The sequence below is a fragment of the Pseudomonas mercuritolerans genome, from assembly GCF_025706525.1.
Taxonomy (GTDB): domain Bacteria; phylum Pseudomonadota; class Gammaproteobacteria; order Pseudomonadales; family Pseudomonadaceae; genus Aquipseudomonas; species Aquipseudomonas mercuritolerans.
In genome coordinates, this window is the sequence record NZ_JAMSHA010000002.1 from 72,705 (window position 1) to 87,825 (window position 15,121).

A 15,121-nucleotide genomic window follows, 5' to 3' on the forward strand; every position below is an offset into this window, starting at 1 on the left:
CACAAATCCCCTGTGGGAGCGAGCCTGCTCGCGAAAGCTATCTAATAGACGCTACCGGACTCAACGCTTGGCGATGATATACACCGCATGCACGATCCCCGGAATGTAGCCGCACAACGTCAGCAGAATGTTCAGCCAGAACGCCCCGCCAAACCCGACCTGCAGAAACACGCCCAGTGGCGGCAACAGAATAGCGATGATGATACGAATGAAATCCATGGGGCAGCTCCTGAATGGGGGTTGGCTCACTTGAGCCATACAAGCTAATCGACCTGCGCCGTTCGTCAGGGTTCAGTGCAATAGCTGCGTCAGGCTCAAGCGAGAATTTTCAACCCATGTTTTTGTACGATGCTCAGTAGTTTGAGCGCCATACCGCTGGGATGTTTGTCACCCGATTCCCATTGCTTGACCGTGGATGCACTGGTGTTGAGATAGCGTGCAAACACCGGCTGGCTGACCTTGTTACGCTCGCGTAGCGCCTTGATCTCCTCAGCCGGGATCGCTAAGGGAACCGATGCCAGACAGGAGTCATCGAATTCTCGCATCGTTGCTTTGTTGATTGCTCCGACAGCAAGCAACGCCCCGGCTGATTCGTGTATCGATTCAAAGACTTCACTTTTGAATTTCTCACTCATGACATATCTCCACAAACTCCTTCATCGCCAACAAGTCGCTGATCTGCTCTTCGGTCAGTTGCGCATAAACCTTTGCCAATTTACGTAAATCCTTCAATTCTGTTGGCGTGATATTGATTTGATCCTGCTTGGCGAAAAGCACTTGGTAGATCCAGTAATGTCCACCTTTTGCCAAAACAATCGAACGGTGGCGGTTCGCCTTCAAGCGCTTCTTCCACACGCCTCCGCCAAGATCGTCCGCCCGTCCCTGAAGCATCTGGTGAAACGCCTCCTGCAACTCTTCATCTGTGATCCACGCCCTGCTGGCCTGGAGGGCGAAGCGTTTGGTCTTGAACAACCTCAATGGCATAGGTATCCCTTCCAAAAACATACCACCCAGTGGTATAGATCGCAAAACGGCTTTTTCGGTGATACCGATCAGGCCGTGGCCGCATCCCTTGCTGGCATTCTCTAAAAGACCATCCGCGGCACGATCTCTCAAGCTCTAAATCCCGTCTGTAAAACCCGGCCACAAAAAAACGCCCCACGCCAAAAGAATCAGGCGTGGGGCGTGCGTTATACCGCGAGACGGTTCGGGTAATCGGTTGGAGCTGCTCAGCTCAGACGGCAATGCCCTTGCGGCATTGCACTTGGGCGGTGCGCACTCGCGAGAAGGCGCGGCCCAGGCGCAGGAGCATTTCGTCGATGTTGGCTTTGCTGACAGTGAGTGCCGGGGTGAAGCGCAGGCAGTCAGGCTGCGCGGCGTTCAATATCAGGCCTTCGTGAAGTGCGGCGTGAACGACGGCGTCGGCGCATTCGTCGGACAGCGTCAACCCGTAAAACAGGCCTTGGCCGCGCAACTCGCCGTGACCGTAGCGGTGCGCCAGTCGCGCCAGGCCTTCGCGCAGGTGCTGGCCGTTGTCGTTGACCTGCTGAAAGAAGCTGCGGTCATGGATGCTGTCGAGCACTACCAGACCGGCCGCCGTGATCAAGGCGTTGCCGTGATGGGTGCCGCTCAGCTCGCCAGTGGCGAAGCAGCAGGCCTTGCCTCGCGCCAGCAAGGCCGCTAACGGCAAGCCGCCGCCAAGGCCTTTGCCGAGCACGACGATATCGGCGCGAATGCCGTAGGACTGTTCGGCAAGCAAGCTGCCGCAACGGCCGATGCCGGTTTGCACTTCGTCGAGAATCAGCAGAATGCCCAGTTCACGGCAAAGTCGTTCGACCCCTTTGAGGTAGTGTTCGGTCGCGGGAATAACCCCGGCATCGCTCTGGATCGGCTCCAGCATGATCGCCACGGTCTGCGCATCAACCGCCGCGTGCAGCGTCGGCAGGTCGTTGAATGGCACTCGATCGACCGTCGCCAGACTGCGGCCATGGCAACCCTGCTGCGCCACGATGATCCTCGAAGCGCCGCCACGATGCAGTTGCCCCCATGTGCGCGCCAGTTTCATTGCCGCGTCACAAGCCTCGCTGCCACTGTTGAGCAGGTACGCCTGATCGCTGGACGTACTGGCGCACAAACGTTCGGCCAGGCTGAGCATGCCGCGATTGTGCAGATTGAAGCCTGGATTGATCAGCGCCTGGGCCTGATTGGCGATGGCTTTGACCAGCGCCATGGGGCTGTGGCCAAGGCTGTTGGCGCCGCCGGCCTGGGAAAAGTCGAGGTAGGCGCGATCGTTGCTGTCCCACAGCCATGAACCCTGGCCGCGAACGAACACTTGATGCGGCCGCTCGACACTGGGCATCAGGCGTTGGGCATTGAGGTGATCGGTCATGGCCGATGGCCCCGCCTCGAAGGTGAGGTCATCCAGACTCGGCGTCCGGCGCCGCAAACTGAACAGATTCATGCGGAAAAACCTCGCTTGAGGTTTTTTGAACTGCCTATGTAATCACGAACGAAGCAAATGGAATTCGTCACGCTTTCTGGCCCTGCAAGCCTTGTGAATGCGGTTAGACTAGGCGCGCAAACGGCTTCAGGCCATTTCGATTTTTCAGCCATTTCGATAAGCGCTACTTATGGATTTCAAACAACTGCGTTATTTCGTCGCGGTCTACGAAGAAGGCCATGTCGGCCGTGCGGCTGAGCGCTTGTCGATCTCGCAACCGGCGCTGTCGCAACAGATCCGTCAGCTGGAGCAGAATCTCGACGTCACCCTGTTCGAACGCAGCAGTAAACGCCTGCTGCCGACCCTCGCTGCGCACACGCTGTACAACCACGCGTTGCCGCTGCTCGATGGCTTGCAGCGGGCGCGCGAGGCGTTGGGTAATTTCAAGGGGCAGGCGTTGCGCACCCTGGCGATCGGTGTGCTGCAAACGGTGCACACCAGCCTTGTGCCGCAAATGCTCGAGCGTGTGCGCAAGGCGCAGCCGCATCTGGTGGTGCAGATCTATGAACTGACAGGGCTGGAAATCGAACGGCGCTTGCTCAACGGTTCGCTGGACATCGGTATCAGCTATCTGCCGCCGCGCCAACCCGGTCTGCACGGGGTGTTGCTGTATGAAGACGAACTGACGCTGGTCATCCCGGCCGACCATCCATTGCGAGAGTTCAAGAAAGTCTCGATGCGCCAGGCCGCTGAGTTGCCAATGTTGCTGCTCGGCGAAGAATTCCAGATCCGGCAGATCTGGCAGGCACAACTGACCAGCCTCGGACGACGCCCGCAGGTGCAGGCCGAGCTGAACACTATGTTGGGGATTCTCGACAGCCTGCCGCATACCCGTCTGGCGACGGTGCTGCCGGGACGTTCGCAAAAGGAATACGACGATGCCGATCTGCTGTGGAAACCGCTGAGCGAACCACGGGTGCCGTTGAAAGTTGGCCTGGTGTGCCGCGATGTACAGCGCCAGCAGGCCTCGCTGGCACTGCTGCGGACATTGCTTGAAGAGGTGATCGATCGCGAAGTGAAGCCGCCTCTCGATCCGCTTGCCTGAAACTTTTCTTCAGGCAAAAGAAAACCCCGCCGAAGCGGGGCTTTGCAGACTGTTTCCCTGACATCCATTTCACTCCGCCACCCTGGCAGAATCCTACGTGTCCGTGTTGTTTACTTTGCGCTTCCTGCGCGACGTCCATGAAATGTAGATTAGCCGTGGATCCAATATACGGATATGGGAGAACAGCAGCACGTCACGTAAGCAAATGCTTACATGACGTCTACGGGATCAAAACTGCGCCGCATCCAGCAGGAACAGCGACTCGCTACCGGCCTTGACCGACGCGCTCAACGAGTGGATACGCGGCAGCAAACGGGCGAAATAGAAGCGTGCGGTGCCCAGCTTGCTCGCATAGAAATCATCTTGCGCTTCCTTGCCCAGCGAGGCTTTGGCCATCAACGCCCACATGTAGGCGTAAGCGGTGTATCCGAACGCTTGCAAATATTCGACCGAGGCCGCGCCGATTTCGTTCGGATTGTTTTTCGCCCGGTCCAGCAGCCACGCGGTCAGCTCGTCGAGGGTGTCGACGGCATCGTTCAACGGCTTGGTGAACTCGCCCAGATCAGCACTGGCGGTAGCGGTGAAATGGCGGATCTCGTCAGCGAACAACCGGTAGAACGCGCCGCCACTGCCAACGATCTTGCGCCCGACCAGGTCCAGCGCCTGAATACCGTTGGTGCCTTCGTAGATCTGGGTGATGCGCACATCACGCACCAATTGCTCCTGGCCCCACTCGCGGATGTAGCCGTGGCCGCCGAAAATCTGCTGGCCGTGGACGGTGGTTTCCAGACCCAGGTCGGTCAGGAACGCTTTCGCTACCGGCGTCAGCAGCGCCACCAGATCTTCTGCGCGCTTGCGGGTGGTCGCATCTTCGCTGAACTTGGCGGTATCCAGTTGCATCGCCACATACGTGGAGAACGCACGGCCGCCTTCGTTCGAGGCTTTCATGGTCAGCAGCATGCGCCGCACGTCAGGATGGACGATGATCGGGTCAGCAACTTTGTCCTTGTTCTGCGCACCGGTCGGCGAACGGCTCTGCAGACGATCGCGCGCATATTCAACAGCGTTCTGATAAGAGCGCTCGCCTGTAGCCAGGCCTTGAATACCAACGCCCAGGCGCTCGTAGTTCATCATGGTGAACATCGCGGCCAGGCCTTTGTTCGGCTCGCCGACCAGATAGCCGACGGCTTCGTCGAAGTTCATCACGCAGGTCGCCGAAGCCTGGATGCCCATCTTGTGTTCGATCGAACCGCAATTGGCCGGGTTGCGCGCGCCGAGGCTGCCGTCGGCATTGACCATGAACTTTGGCACCAGGAACAGCGAAATGCCTTTCGGACCGGCCGGGGCGTCAGGCAGCTTGGCCAGTACCAGATGAATGATGTTCTCGGTGAGGTCGTGTTCACCGCCAGTGATGAAGATCTTGGTGCCGCTGACCTTGTAGGAACCGTCAGCCTGAGGTTCGGCTTTGGTGCGGATGATGCCCAGGTCGGTGCCGGCGTGCGGCTCGGTCAGGCACATGGAACCGGCCCAGATGCCGGCGTACATGTTCGGCAGGTACGCAGCTTTCAGTTCTTCACTGGCGTGGGCGTTGATCGACAGGCAGGCGCCGGCGGTCAGCATCGGGTACAGACCGAACGCCAGGCTGGCGGAGTTGACCATTTCTTCGACCTGCGCCGACACGGCTTTGGGCATGCCCATGCCGCCATAGGCCGGATCGCCACCGACGCCGACCCAGCCGCCTTCAGCATATGTCTGATAGGCCTGTGGGAAGCCGGCCGGCGTGGTGACGGCACCGTCTGCCCAATGGCAACCTTCCTCGTCAGCGGCACGGCTCAGCGGCGCGATGCTTTTGCTGGTGACCTTGCCGGCCTCTTCGAGAATCGCTTCAACGGTTTCGGCATCGACGGTCTCGGCCAGCGCTGGCAGCTCGGCCCAGAGTTTGGCGACTTCGAACACTTCATTGAGGACGAAGCGCATATCGCGCAGCGGCGCTTTGTAGTCAGCCATGGCAAACCTCGCAAGATCTAAACAGGTGGTTCGTGGAATGATGTTTTCGTTGAGCCCGAGTGTACCTCAACAACTTTTGCGACACATAGGGTCAACCGGTGACTGATTTGTAATTTTTAGTCACCACAAAAAATCGCAGCCTCGCCAGCTCCTTCAGACAAAACGCGATCCGGTGGAGCTGCCGAAGGCTGCGATCTTTTGATCTGCCCTATAAAGCAAACGCCTGCGCGGGCAAATTCATCAAACAATCACTGCCCGCCTCGATCGCTGCCTGATGCGCAGCCGTGCGCGGCAACAAACGTTTGAAGTAGAACTCGCACGTCGCCAGTTTGCCCTTGAGGAAATCGGCCTCACCCTCGCCTGCGTCCAGCTGTACCTGGGCAACCAACGCCATGCGCAGCCACAGGTAACCAAGGATGATGTAGCCGCTGTACATCAGATAATCGACCGATGCGGCACCGACTTCGTCCGGGTTCTTCATGGCGGCCATACCGACCTTCATGGTCAGGTCGCCCCACTGTTGGTTGAGCCCGTTGAGTTGCGCGACGAAGCTGCCCAATTGCGCGTGGCCGGCGTTCGCTGCGCAGAACTTGTGGACGATTTTGGTAAAGCCGCGCAGCAGCTTGCCCTGACTGCCCAGCACCTTGCGCCCAAGCAGGTCCAGCGCTTGAATGCCGTTGGTGCCCTCATAGATCGGCGCAATCCGGCAATCGCGCACCAGTTGCTCCATGCCCCACTCGCGAATGAAACCGTGGCCGCCAAACACCTGCATGCCGTGGTTGGTCACTTCCAGCCCGGTGTCGGTCATGAACGCCTTGCAGATCGGCGTGAGGAACGCCAACAGGTCTTCGGCCTCCTGACGCGCCTCGGCATCGCTGCTCAGGTGCGCGACATCGAGCATCTGCGCGGTGAAATAGGTCAGCGCGCGGTTGCCTTCGTTGAAAGCCTTCATGGTCAGCAGCATGCGCCGCACATCGGGGTGGACGATGATCGGGTCAGCAGGTTTTTCCGGGGCCTTGGCGCCGGTCAGCGCACGCATTTGCAGGCGGTCGTTGGCGTACTTGATCGCGCCCTGGAAACTCGCCTCGCCCAGACACAGCCCCTGCATGCCGGTGCCGAGGCGCGCGTGGTTCATCATGGTGAACATGCAGTTGAGGCCTTTGTTCGGCTCGCCGATCAGGTAACCGGTGGCGGCATCGAAGTTCAGCACGCAGGTGGCTGAAGCCTTGATGCCCATCTTGTGCTCGATCGAGCCGCAGGAAACGCCATTGCGCTCACCCGCTTCGCCTGCTGCATCGGGCAGAAACTTGGGCACGATAAACAGGGAAATGCCCTTGGTTCCGGCCGGTGCGTCCGGCAGCTTGGCCAGGACCAGATGGATGATGTTGTCGCTCAGGTCATGCTCGCCGGCGGAAATGAAAATCTTGCTGCCAGTGATCGCGTAGCTGCCGTCGGCCCGGGGCACCGCGCGGGTCTTGATGATGCCCAGATCGGTGCCGCAGTGGGCTTCGGTCAGGCACATGGTGCCGGTCCACTGGCCAGCGGTGAGTTTGCTCAGGTAGGTGTCTTTCTGCTCGGCGGTACCGTGGGCGTGGATCGCCGACATCGCGCCGTGGGTCAGGCCGGGGTACATGCCCCAGGACGTGTTGCTGGAGCCGACCATCTCGCTGATCACCAGCCCCAGCGAGCTCGGCAACCCTTGGCCACCGTAAGCCGGATCAGCCGCCAAACCGTGCCAGCCGCCCTCGACATATTGTGCGAAGGCCTGCTTGAAGCCTGTAGGCGTTGTCACCACACCGTTGTCGAAATGGCAGCCCTCTTCATCGCCGCTGCGATTGAGCGGGGCCAGAACGTTCTCGCAGAACTTCGCGCCTTCTTCGAGGATCGCGCTGATCATGTCCGGGCTGGCGTCATGCGCGCCGAGATTGGCGTAGCTGGAGTGGAAGTCGAAGACGTGATCGATCAGAAAGCGCATGTCGCGCAGGGGAGCTTTGTACTCGGGCATGGTGGCTTCTCCGTCAGCAGATTCCTCCAACCTACTGCTGGCCACCACCCGCGACAATCATCGTGCGGGCGCTGAATGCGCCGTCATCACTCAACCCGCAGCGGCGTCCATGCGCACCGCGCCACGGCGGTTCTGCCCGAATGCCATGACGCAGTTACGCCCGGCGCCCTTGGCGCTGTACAACGCCTGGTCGGCGGACTTGAGCACTTCTTCGGGAGTGCGCTGCTCCACGCGTTCGGCGACGCCGATGCTCACCGTCACCGACACCGCCGACGCGCCGGAACCGCTGCGGCGCTGGCGCCCTTGCTGATCGTCCTGCGGGCGGTTTTCCTGGTTGCGCAACTGAATGCTGTAGGAGGCGATTGATTCACGGATCACTTCCAGGTGCGGCATGCATTCCTCAAGGGTTTTGCCTGCAAACACCAAGGCAAATTCCTCACCGCCGTAGCGATACGCCCTACCGCCACCGCTGATTTTCGACAGTTTGCTGGCGACCAGGCGCAGCACCTGGTCACCGACATCATGGCCATGGGTGTCGTTGAATTTCTTGAAGTGATCGACGTCGCTCATCGCCAGCACATAGTTGCGCCCCAAGCGCTGCATGCGCTCGTTGAGCGCGCGACGTCCCGGCAGGCCGGTGAGCTCGTCGCGGAAGGCCATTTGATAGGCCTCATGCGCAACCGCCGCGGCGATCATCAGCATCACCTGGCTGCACATGATGTTCAGGGTGAACGGCAGAATGAAGGTCTTCGGCAACATCCAGAACACCCCGAGCAAGCCGACCAGTTGCGCCGCGTGCAACGGGCGCGGGTTGCGCCAGTATTGCCAGGCCAGCAGCAGGAAGGCCGAGATGAACACCGGGTAGGACAACTGGATCAGGCTCATCCACGCGCCGTGCAGCGCCGGCCAGCGGATCTCCGACAACCACAGCAGCAGCGCCTGTGGGTAACTTTGTTCCAGCCCTAGCGCCACGCTGCCGAATGCCAGCAGCACGGCAAAGCGCGCGACCATGTCTTGGAATAGATGCGTACGTTCCTGCCACGCCGCGAACAGCCCGAACAACAACGGCAACAGCAGGCAGACCAGATGAAACACCACCGCAGCGTCTTCGCGAACCTTGCCGTTGTCGCGGTAGAAATCGGTCTGGGTATCGAGCAAAAAGTAGGCGATGTACACCGTGAGCATCAGAAACAGTTCGCGCTGACGCCGATACACCGCGCAATACGCCCCGCCCAGCAGCAGGACCAGGGTCGGCAGGACGTTGAACAGGGACGTGAAAAACACGCTGAGGTCTTTGACATACGCAGCCGCCAGCCCCGCAAGCAATAACAGCAGTGATGGCAGGAAATGGCTGAAACGTACAGCGGAAGAACGCGGCAAGGGTAAGCTCCGACCCGTCATAGCAAAGAGATGGCATTGTGCCTGCAAAGTGCGGCCAAGCCCATACAATGTGATCCAGATCACACACGGTCTCTGTAACGGCCGGAAGCTCGACTATCTGAGCCATCCGCAAACAAAAAAACCGCTGCCCCCTAATGGGAGCAGCGGTTTTCGTCAGACTGCGTGAAGGCTTAGTAGCCCAGTGCGAAGTCTTCTTCTTTCATGTCCATCAGGTTGCCAGCGCCCGACAGCATAGTGGCCACGTGCGTGCGGGTACGCGGCAGGATGCGCTGGAAGTAGAAGCGCGCGGTTTGCAGCTTGGCGGTGTAGAACGCCTCGTCGCTGGTGCCGGCAGCCAGTTTTTCCGCAGCCAGACGCGCCATGTCAGCCCAGAAGTAGGCCAGGCAGGCATAACCGGAGTACATCAGGTAGTCCACGGAGGCCGCGCCGACTTCTTCGCGATCTTTCATGGCCGCCATACCAACCTTCATGGTCAGCTCGCCCCACTCTTTATTCAGTGCAGCCAGTGGCGCGACGAATTCCTGGACGGCTTCGTTGCCTTCGTTGGTCTGGCAGAACTTGTGGACGATCTTGGTGAAGCCTTTCAAAGCTTCGCCTTGAGTCATCAGCACTTTACGGCCGAGCAGGTCGAGAGCCTGGATGCCGGTGGTGCCTTCGTACAGCATCGAAATGCGGCTGTCGCGAACGTTCTGCTCCATGCCCCACTCGGCGATGAAGCCGTGGCCGCCGTAGATCTGCACGCCGTGGTTGGCGGCTTCAAAACCGACTTCGGTCATGAACGCTTTGGCGATCGGGGTCATGAACGCCAGCAGCGCGTCGGCCTTCTTCTTCTCTTCTTCATCGACGCCGTATTTGACGATGTCGACCTGCTTCGCAGTGAAGTACACCATCGCGCGGTTGCCTTCGGCGAACGCCTTCATGGTCAACAGCATGCGGCGCACGTCCGGGTGGACGATGATCGGGTCAGCGGCTTTGTCCGGCGCTTTCGGGCCAGTCAGCGAGCGCATTTGCAGGCGATCACGAGCGTATTTCAGACCGCCCTGGAAGCCGATTTCGGCGTGAGCCAGACCTTGCAGCGCGGTACCGAGACGAGCGGTGTTCATGAAGGTGAACATGCAGTTCAGGCCTTTGTTCGCCGGGCCGATCAGGTAACCGGTGGCGCCGTCGAAGTTCATCACGCAGGTGGCGTTGCCGTGGATGCCCATCTTGTGTTCCAGCGAACCGCAGCTCACTGCGTTGCGCGCGCCAATGGTGCCATCGGCGTTTGGCAGGAACTTTGGAACGATGAACAGCGAGATGCCTTTGGTACCAGCCGGTGCATCCGGTAGACGCGCCAGTACGATGTGGACGATGTTATCGGCCATGTCGTGTTCACCGGCCGAGATGAAGATCTTGGTGCCGGAAACTTTGTAGGAACCGTCGGCCTGAGGCTCGGCCTTGGTGCGCAGCATGCCCAGGTCGGTGCCGCAGTGCGGTTCGGTCAGGCACATGGTGCCGGTCCATTCGCCGGAGACCAGTTTGGTCAGATAGGCTTCCTGCTGCTCAGGGGTGCCGTGCTCGGAGATGGTGTTCATCGCACCGTGCGACAGTCCTGGGTACATGCCCCACGACCAGTTGGCTTCGCCGACCATTTCGCTGACCGCCAGGCCCAGCGACTCAGGAAGACCTTGGCCGCCATGCTCGACGTCGTGGGCCAGGCTTGGCCAGCCGCCTTCGACGAATTGCTTGTACGCCTCTTTGAAGCCAGTCGGGGTTTTCACGCCGGACTCGCTCCAGGTGCAACCTTCCAGATCGCCCACGCGGTTCAGCGGCGCCAGTACCTGCTCACAAAACTTGGCGCCTTCCTCGAGGATGGCGTCAACCATGTCCGGCGTGGCATCTGCGCACGCTGGCAGGCTCTGATAGTGCGCTTCGTAGCCGAGCAGCTCGTCACGAACGAAGCGAATATCACGCAAGGGGGCCTTGTAGTCAGGCATAGCGATAAACCTCTGCTGATGTAACCGGGAATGAACGACCGTGTTGAGTTGTTGTGACGGTCAAACAGTTGTTTGAAACATACGTTTACGCCGAAATCTTGTCAAGCGTCGTTCTTTTGCCGTTCGTCATCAGTTTTGCCAAATGTCGAAGACGACAAATCGCCGCGACTTCAAACAAGCCACGAGCGTTGAAGAAAGATTAGTTGAGCAAGAAGGACTTAAACGAAAAACGCCGCGACAGGGCGCGGCGTTTCGAGGTCTACAACAAATTCAATCAGGCGAAGGTATCGATGATCGTCCCCAGCACCTCGTCGGAAGCTTTGGCCACCTTCACACCCAGCTCTGCCTGGATCTTGCCCTGCGACAGCTCGACGATATTGCTCGCCAGATCCGATTCTTGTGCGCGATCCACACCGCGCAGGCGATTGACCTGCACTTCGGACGACTGGCTGGTCACCGAGCGTTCGATGGTGTTATTGGCGATCTGGCTGGCGGCCTGATCGACGCGGTTCTGCCCAGACTGAATCGAGCTCAGCCCCGCATAAAAAGCTGTGTTGCCGGAGATTTCCATAGTCGCTCTCATCCTTGCAAAGGATCAATGGTCGCCATTGAAGCAAACGCGCCAGCAAAACACCCGTCAAAAACACTAATGGCACAGTGCCCGTTCATAGCGAGAAACTTAATCGAGCAAATCCAGTTGCAAATGCTCGGCCACCGCTTCGGCGCTCAACGCCTTGAGTTTCGGTACCCGGCCCAGGCACGGCGCGGGAATGCGCTCGGCCAGGGTCGCAAGGTTTTCCTCCAGCCGCGAAGTTTTCGGATCGATAATATTGGCCACCCATCCAGCCAATTGCAGACCATCGCGGGCAATCGCCTCGGCGGTCAGCAACGCATGACTGATACAACCCAGCCTCACGCCCACCACCAGAATCACCGGCAGCTTCAGCGCAATCGCCAGGTCCGAGAGATTGTCCTGATCCGCCAACGGCACTCGCCAGCCGCCCGCGCCTTCGATCAGGGTGAAGTCGGCGTTCATCGCGAGAATCCCGCGCATCGGCGCCAGCAGCGATTGCACCGTCAGCGCCACTCCCGCTTCGCGCGCCGCCAGGTGCGGCGCGATCGCTGGCTCGAACGCCACCGGGTTGACCTGTTGATAAGTCAGCGGCAACGAACATTCGGCCAGCAGCGCCAAGGCATCGGAATTACGCAAGCCTTTGGGCGTGACGTCGCACCCGGAAGCCACCGGTTTGCCTGCTGCCGTGCTCAAGCCTGCCGACCGCGCCGCATGGAGCAATCCGGCAGCGACGGTGGTTTTGCCAACATCGGTATCGGTTCCGGTGATGAAATAGGCTGCGCTCATAGAGGTTTCTCCAACACGGCGTACACCACCTGATAGGTTGCCGGCAGCCCCGACACCTGACGGAAGCGCTCATACGCGTCGATCAGCCCGAGAATCCGCGCCCGTCCGGTCAAACCGCCCGGCCGCCCGGGATTCAGATTGTGCGCGCCCAATGCCTTCAGCTCGTGAGTCAGGCTGCGCACATCCGGGTAATGCAACACGTGCGGCTGATTCTCCAGCGCCAAAATGCGCATGCCACTGCCGGCACATAACTGTTCATAGCGGGCGAACTCGCGGAAGCGATTGACGTGCACCAACCCGTCGACCTGCTGCCAACTCTCACGCAACTCGAACAACGTTCCTGTACACAGACTAGCAAAGGCAAAAATCCCGCCCGGTTTCAGCACGCGCAAGGCTTCGCTGAGCACCGCCTGGAAGTCGGCGCACCACTGCACCGCGAGACTGGAGAAAATCAGATCGACGCTCGCATCCTGCAACGGCAGCCGTTCGGCATCGCCAGCAATGAAATGCTCAGCGCCACCCAACGGCCGTGCGTGATTGAGCATGCCCTCGGCGATGTCCAGCGCGACACCGCTGCCCTGGGTGAAACGCGAGGCCAGCGCGCGGGTGAAATAGCCAGTGCCGCAACCGAGATCGAGCCACCGCGACGGCATGAAACTCCCAGGCAAACGCTCAAGCAGCTGCGTGCCGACGTCACGCTGAAACTCGGCGACGCTGTCGTAACTGGCCGCCGCGCGAGAAAAAGACGCCGCCACCTGGCGCTTGTCGGGCAAGCCCCCAGGCAGCACAAGGGACAGGTCAGTCATCAGCGCACTCATGTAGAAAAGCCTGGATCGCGCCCGCGACTCCATGCGGGTCTTCCAGCAGAAAAGCATGGCTGGCCTGTTCGATCAGACCAATTTCGATATCCGGCAACAGCGCGAACAATGCGCCGGCCGCTTCCGCCGGGACCAGAGCGTCCTGACCGCCGAACAGATGCAACTGCGGGCCGCGAAACCCCTGCAACGCCTGGCGCGTATCCAGTTGCGCAAGCAGCTCCAGACCCGCCATCAGCGCAGTCGGCGCGGCTGCCGGCGCACCACCGAGCAGCAACCGCGACAAGCCACGCGGGTCTGGCGAACCTTGCGCACATAACAAAGCGAAGCGCTTGAGCGTGACACGCGGATCGGCCTGGCAACCGCCAAGAAATGCATCGAAAGTCTCGCCGGGCATCGAGGTCGGCCATTGCTCATGGGCGACAAACGCCGGGTTGCTCGCCAGCGTCAGCACACCGCAGCACGCCTCACCGCGTCGTGCCGCCAACTCAGAGGCGAGCATCCCGCCCAGCGACCAGCCACCGAGCCAGACTTCCTGTGGAATTCGCGCATCGAGTTCATCGAGCCAGTCTTCAAGGTCAGCGGAATCCAGCTCCGGCAGCGGTTCGATCTCGACTTGCAGATGTTCGTCGAGGCCACGCAATGCTGCGGCCAGCGGTTCCAGCGGCGACACGCCGAGGCCCCAGCCGGGCAGCAGAATCAGACGATTACGCATGGCTTGGCTCCAACGACAATCGGGCGAAACAATCTGCCAATCCTTCCAGCAACTGTTGCACTTGAGCTTCGCTGTGGGCGGCGGTCAGCGTGACGCGAAGGCGCGCGCTCCCGGCAGGCACGGTTGGCGGGCGAATCGCAGTGACCATCAGCCCGCGCTCGCGCAGCATCTGCGACAACCGCACGGCGCGCCCGGCATCGCCGATCATGATCGGCTGGATCGGCGTGAAGCTGTCCATCAGCTCCAGCCCGATCTGCTCGGCGCCGTGGCGGAACTGGCGGATCAGCATCTGCAAGTGCTCACGGCGCCAGTGCTCGCTGCGCAGCAGCTCGAGGCTTTTCAGCGTCGCGCAGGCCAGCGCCGGCGGTTGGCTGGTGGTGTAGATGTACGGGCGGGCGAACTGGATCAGGCTTTCGATCAACTCTTCGCTGCCAGCGACAAAGGCCCCGGCGGTGCCGAAGGCTTTGCCGAGGGTACCGACCAGCACCGGCACATCGTCCTGGCTCAGGCCGAAATGCTCGACGATGCCGCCACCGTTGGCGCCCAGCGGGCCAAAGCCATGCGCGTCGTCGACCATCAGCCACGCGCCTCTGGCCTTGGCCGCGCGGGCCAGCGCCGGCAGGTCGGAGATGTCACCGTCCATGCTGAATACACCATCGGTCACCACCAGCGTGTTGCCAGTGGCTTTCTCCAGGCGCTTGGCCAGACTCTCGGCGTCGTTGTGCAGATAGCGATTGAAACGCGCGCCGGACAACAGGCCCGCGTCCAGCAACGAGGCGTGATTGAGCCGGTCTTCCAGCACCGTATCGCCCTGCCCGACCAGCGCGGTGACCGTGCCGAGGTTGGCCATGTAGCCGGTGGTGAACAGCAGCGCACGTGGGCGCCCGGTCAGATCGGCGAGTGCTTCTTCCAGCGCGTGATGCGGGCTGCTGTGGCCGATCACCAGATGCGACGCGCCACCGCCGACCCCCCAACGCTCGGCACCGGCGCGCCAGGCTTCGATCACCTGCGGATGATTGGCCAGGCCCAGATAGTCGTTGTTGCAGAAAGCGAGCAACGGTTGGCCGTCCACCACCACTTCCGGCCCTTGCGGCGATTCGAGCAGCGGACGCTGCCGGTAGAGGTTGTCGGCACGGCGGGCAGCAAGGCGTGCGGCGAGATCGAAAGACATGCAGGCCTCGATTTTCAAATGACACAGATCCCCTGTGGGAGCGAGCCTGCTCGCGAATGGGCGTCACATCCAACATGGATGTTGGCGGCCAAACCGCTTTCGCGAGCAGGCTCGCTCCCACAGGGG

The 15,121-nt window shown here is 60.6% G+C and carries 14 protein-coding genes; 1 reads left to right on the forward strand and 13 read right to left on the reverse strand.

Going from position 1 to position 15,121, the window contains the following annotated elements; genetic code table 11:
• Nucleotides 1-60: 60 nt before the first annotated feature.
• The 4 genes from ND528_RS05085 to ND528_RS05100 all read right to left on the reverse strand — a co-directional run bounded on the left by ND528_RS05085 (nt 61) and on the right by ND528_RS05100 (nt 2,461).
• Nucleotides 61-219 (reverse strand): YqaE/Pmp3 family membrane protein, encoded by a 159-nt coding sequence (locus ND528_RS05085; RefSeq protein WP_003228885.1) that lies wholly within the window; start codon nt 217-219, stop codon nt 61-63.
• A 95-nt stretch (nt 220-314) separates the two neighbouring features.
• Nucleotides 315-635, reverse strand: coding sequence for a helix-turn-helix domain-containing protein (locus ND528_RS05090; protein WP_263469831.1), 321 nt, complete (start codon nt 633-635; stop codon nt 315-317).
• A complete protein-coding gene (locus tag ND528_RS05095; RefSeq protein WP_263470090.1) occupies nt 628-984 on the reverse strand; it encodes a type II toxin-antitoxin system RelE/ParE family toxin in 357 nt (118 codons plus the stop codon). Before ND528_RS05095 ends, ND528_RS05090 begins: the two co-directional genes overlap by 8 nt.
• A gap of 250 nt (nt 985-1,234) precedes the next feature.
• Nucleotides 1,235-2,461, reverse strand: a complete 1,227-nt coding sequence (locus tag ND528_RS05100) for an aspartate aminotransferase family protein (protein ID WP_263469832.1) — start codon at nt 2,459-2,461, stop codon at nt 1,235-1,237.
• A 169-nt stretch (nt 2,462-2,630) separates the two neighbouring features.
• Between ND528_RS05100 and ND528_RS05105 the strand changes: the two genes are divergently transcribed.
• On the forward strand, nt 2,631-3,545 hold the full coding sequence (locus tag ND528_RS05105) for a LysR family transcriptional regulator (protein WP_263469833.1): 915 nt from the start codon (nt 2,631-2,633) through the stop codon (nt 3,543-3,545).
• Nucleotides 3,546-3,773: 228 nt separating this feature from the next.
• On the opposite strand, the gene ND528_RS05110 is transcribed toward ND528_RS05105, so the two are convergent.
• From ND528_RS05110 to bioF, 9 genes are all read right to left on the reverse strand, one after another.
• Nucleotides 3,774-5,552 (reverse strand): acyl-CoA dehydrogenase C-terminal domain-containing protein, encoded by a 1,779-nt coding sequence (locus ND528_RS05110; protein ID WP_263469834.1) that lies wholly within the window; start codon nt 5,550-5,552, stop codon nt 3,774-3,776.
• Between the two features lie 208 nt (nt 5,553-5,760).
• The gene (locus tag ND528_RS05115) at nt 5,761-7,557 is read right to left on the reverse strand and encodes an acyl-CoA dehydrogenase C-terminal domain-containing protein (RefSeq protein WP_263469835.1); all 1,797 of its coding nucleotides are present in this window, start codon (nt 7,555-7,557) and stop codon (nt 5,761-5,763) included.
• Nucleotides 7,558-7,647: 90 nt separating this feature from the next.
• The gene (locus ND528_RS05120; protein ID WP_039757672.1) at nt 7,648-8,937 is read right to left on the reverse strand and encodes a GGDEF domain-containing protein; all 1,290 of its coding nucleotides are present in this window, start codon (nt 8,935-8,937) and stop codon (nt 7,648-7,650) included.
• Nucleotides 8,938-9,128: 191 nt separating this feature from the next.
• Nucleotides 9,129-10,934: a phenylacyl-CoA dehydrogenase gene (locus ND528_RS05125; RefSeq protein ID WP_039757671.1), complete on the reverse strand. Its 1,806-nt coding sequence runs from the start codon at nt 10,932-10,934 to the stop codon at nt 9,129-9,131.
• 274 nt (nt 10,935-11,208) lie between these two features.
• Nucleotides 11,209-11,505 (reverse strand): hypothetical protein, encoded by a 297-nt coding sequence (locus ND528_RS05130; RefSeq protein WP_016772865.1) that lies wholly within the window; start codon nt 11,503-11,505, stop codon nt 11,209-11,211.
• Nucleotides 11,506-11,613: 108 nt separating this feature from the next.
• Nucleotides 11,614-12,294 (reverse strand): dethiobiotin synthase, encoded by a 681-nt coding sequence (bioD, locus tag ND528_RS05135; RefSeq protein WP_016772864.1) that lies wholly within the window; start codon nt 12,292-12,294, stop codon nt 11,614-11,616.
• Nucleotides 12,291-13,100: a malonyl-ACP O-methyltransferase BioC gene (gene bioC / locus ND528_RS05140; RefSeq protein WP_263469836.1), complete on the reverse strand. Its 810-nt coding sequence runs from the start codon at nt 13,098-13,100 to the stop codon at nt 12,291-12,293. The genes bioD and bioC overlap by 4 nt, the downstream gene beginning before the upstream one ends.
• The gene (locus ND528_RS05145) at nt 13,093-13,824 is read right to left on the reverse strand and encodes an alpha/beta fold hydrolase (protein WP_263469837.1); all 732 of its coding nucleotides are present in this window, start codon (nt 13,822-13,824) and stop codon (nt 13,093-13,095) included. Before ND528_RS05145 ends, bioC begins: the two co-directional genes overlap by 8 nt.
• On the reverse strand, nt 13,817-14,995 hold the full coding sequence (gene bioF / locus ND528_RS05150; protein ID WP_263469838.1) for an 8-amino-7-oxononanoate synthase: 1,179 nt from the start codon (nt 14,993-14,995) through the stop codon (nt 13,817-13,819). Before bioF ends, ND528_RS05145 begins: the two co-directional genes overlap by 8 nt.
• Nucleotides 14,996-15,121: the final 126 nt, after the last annotated feature.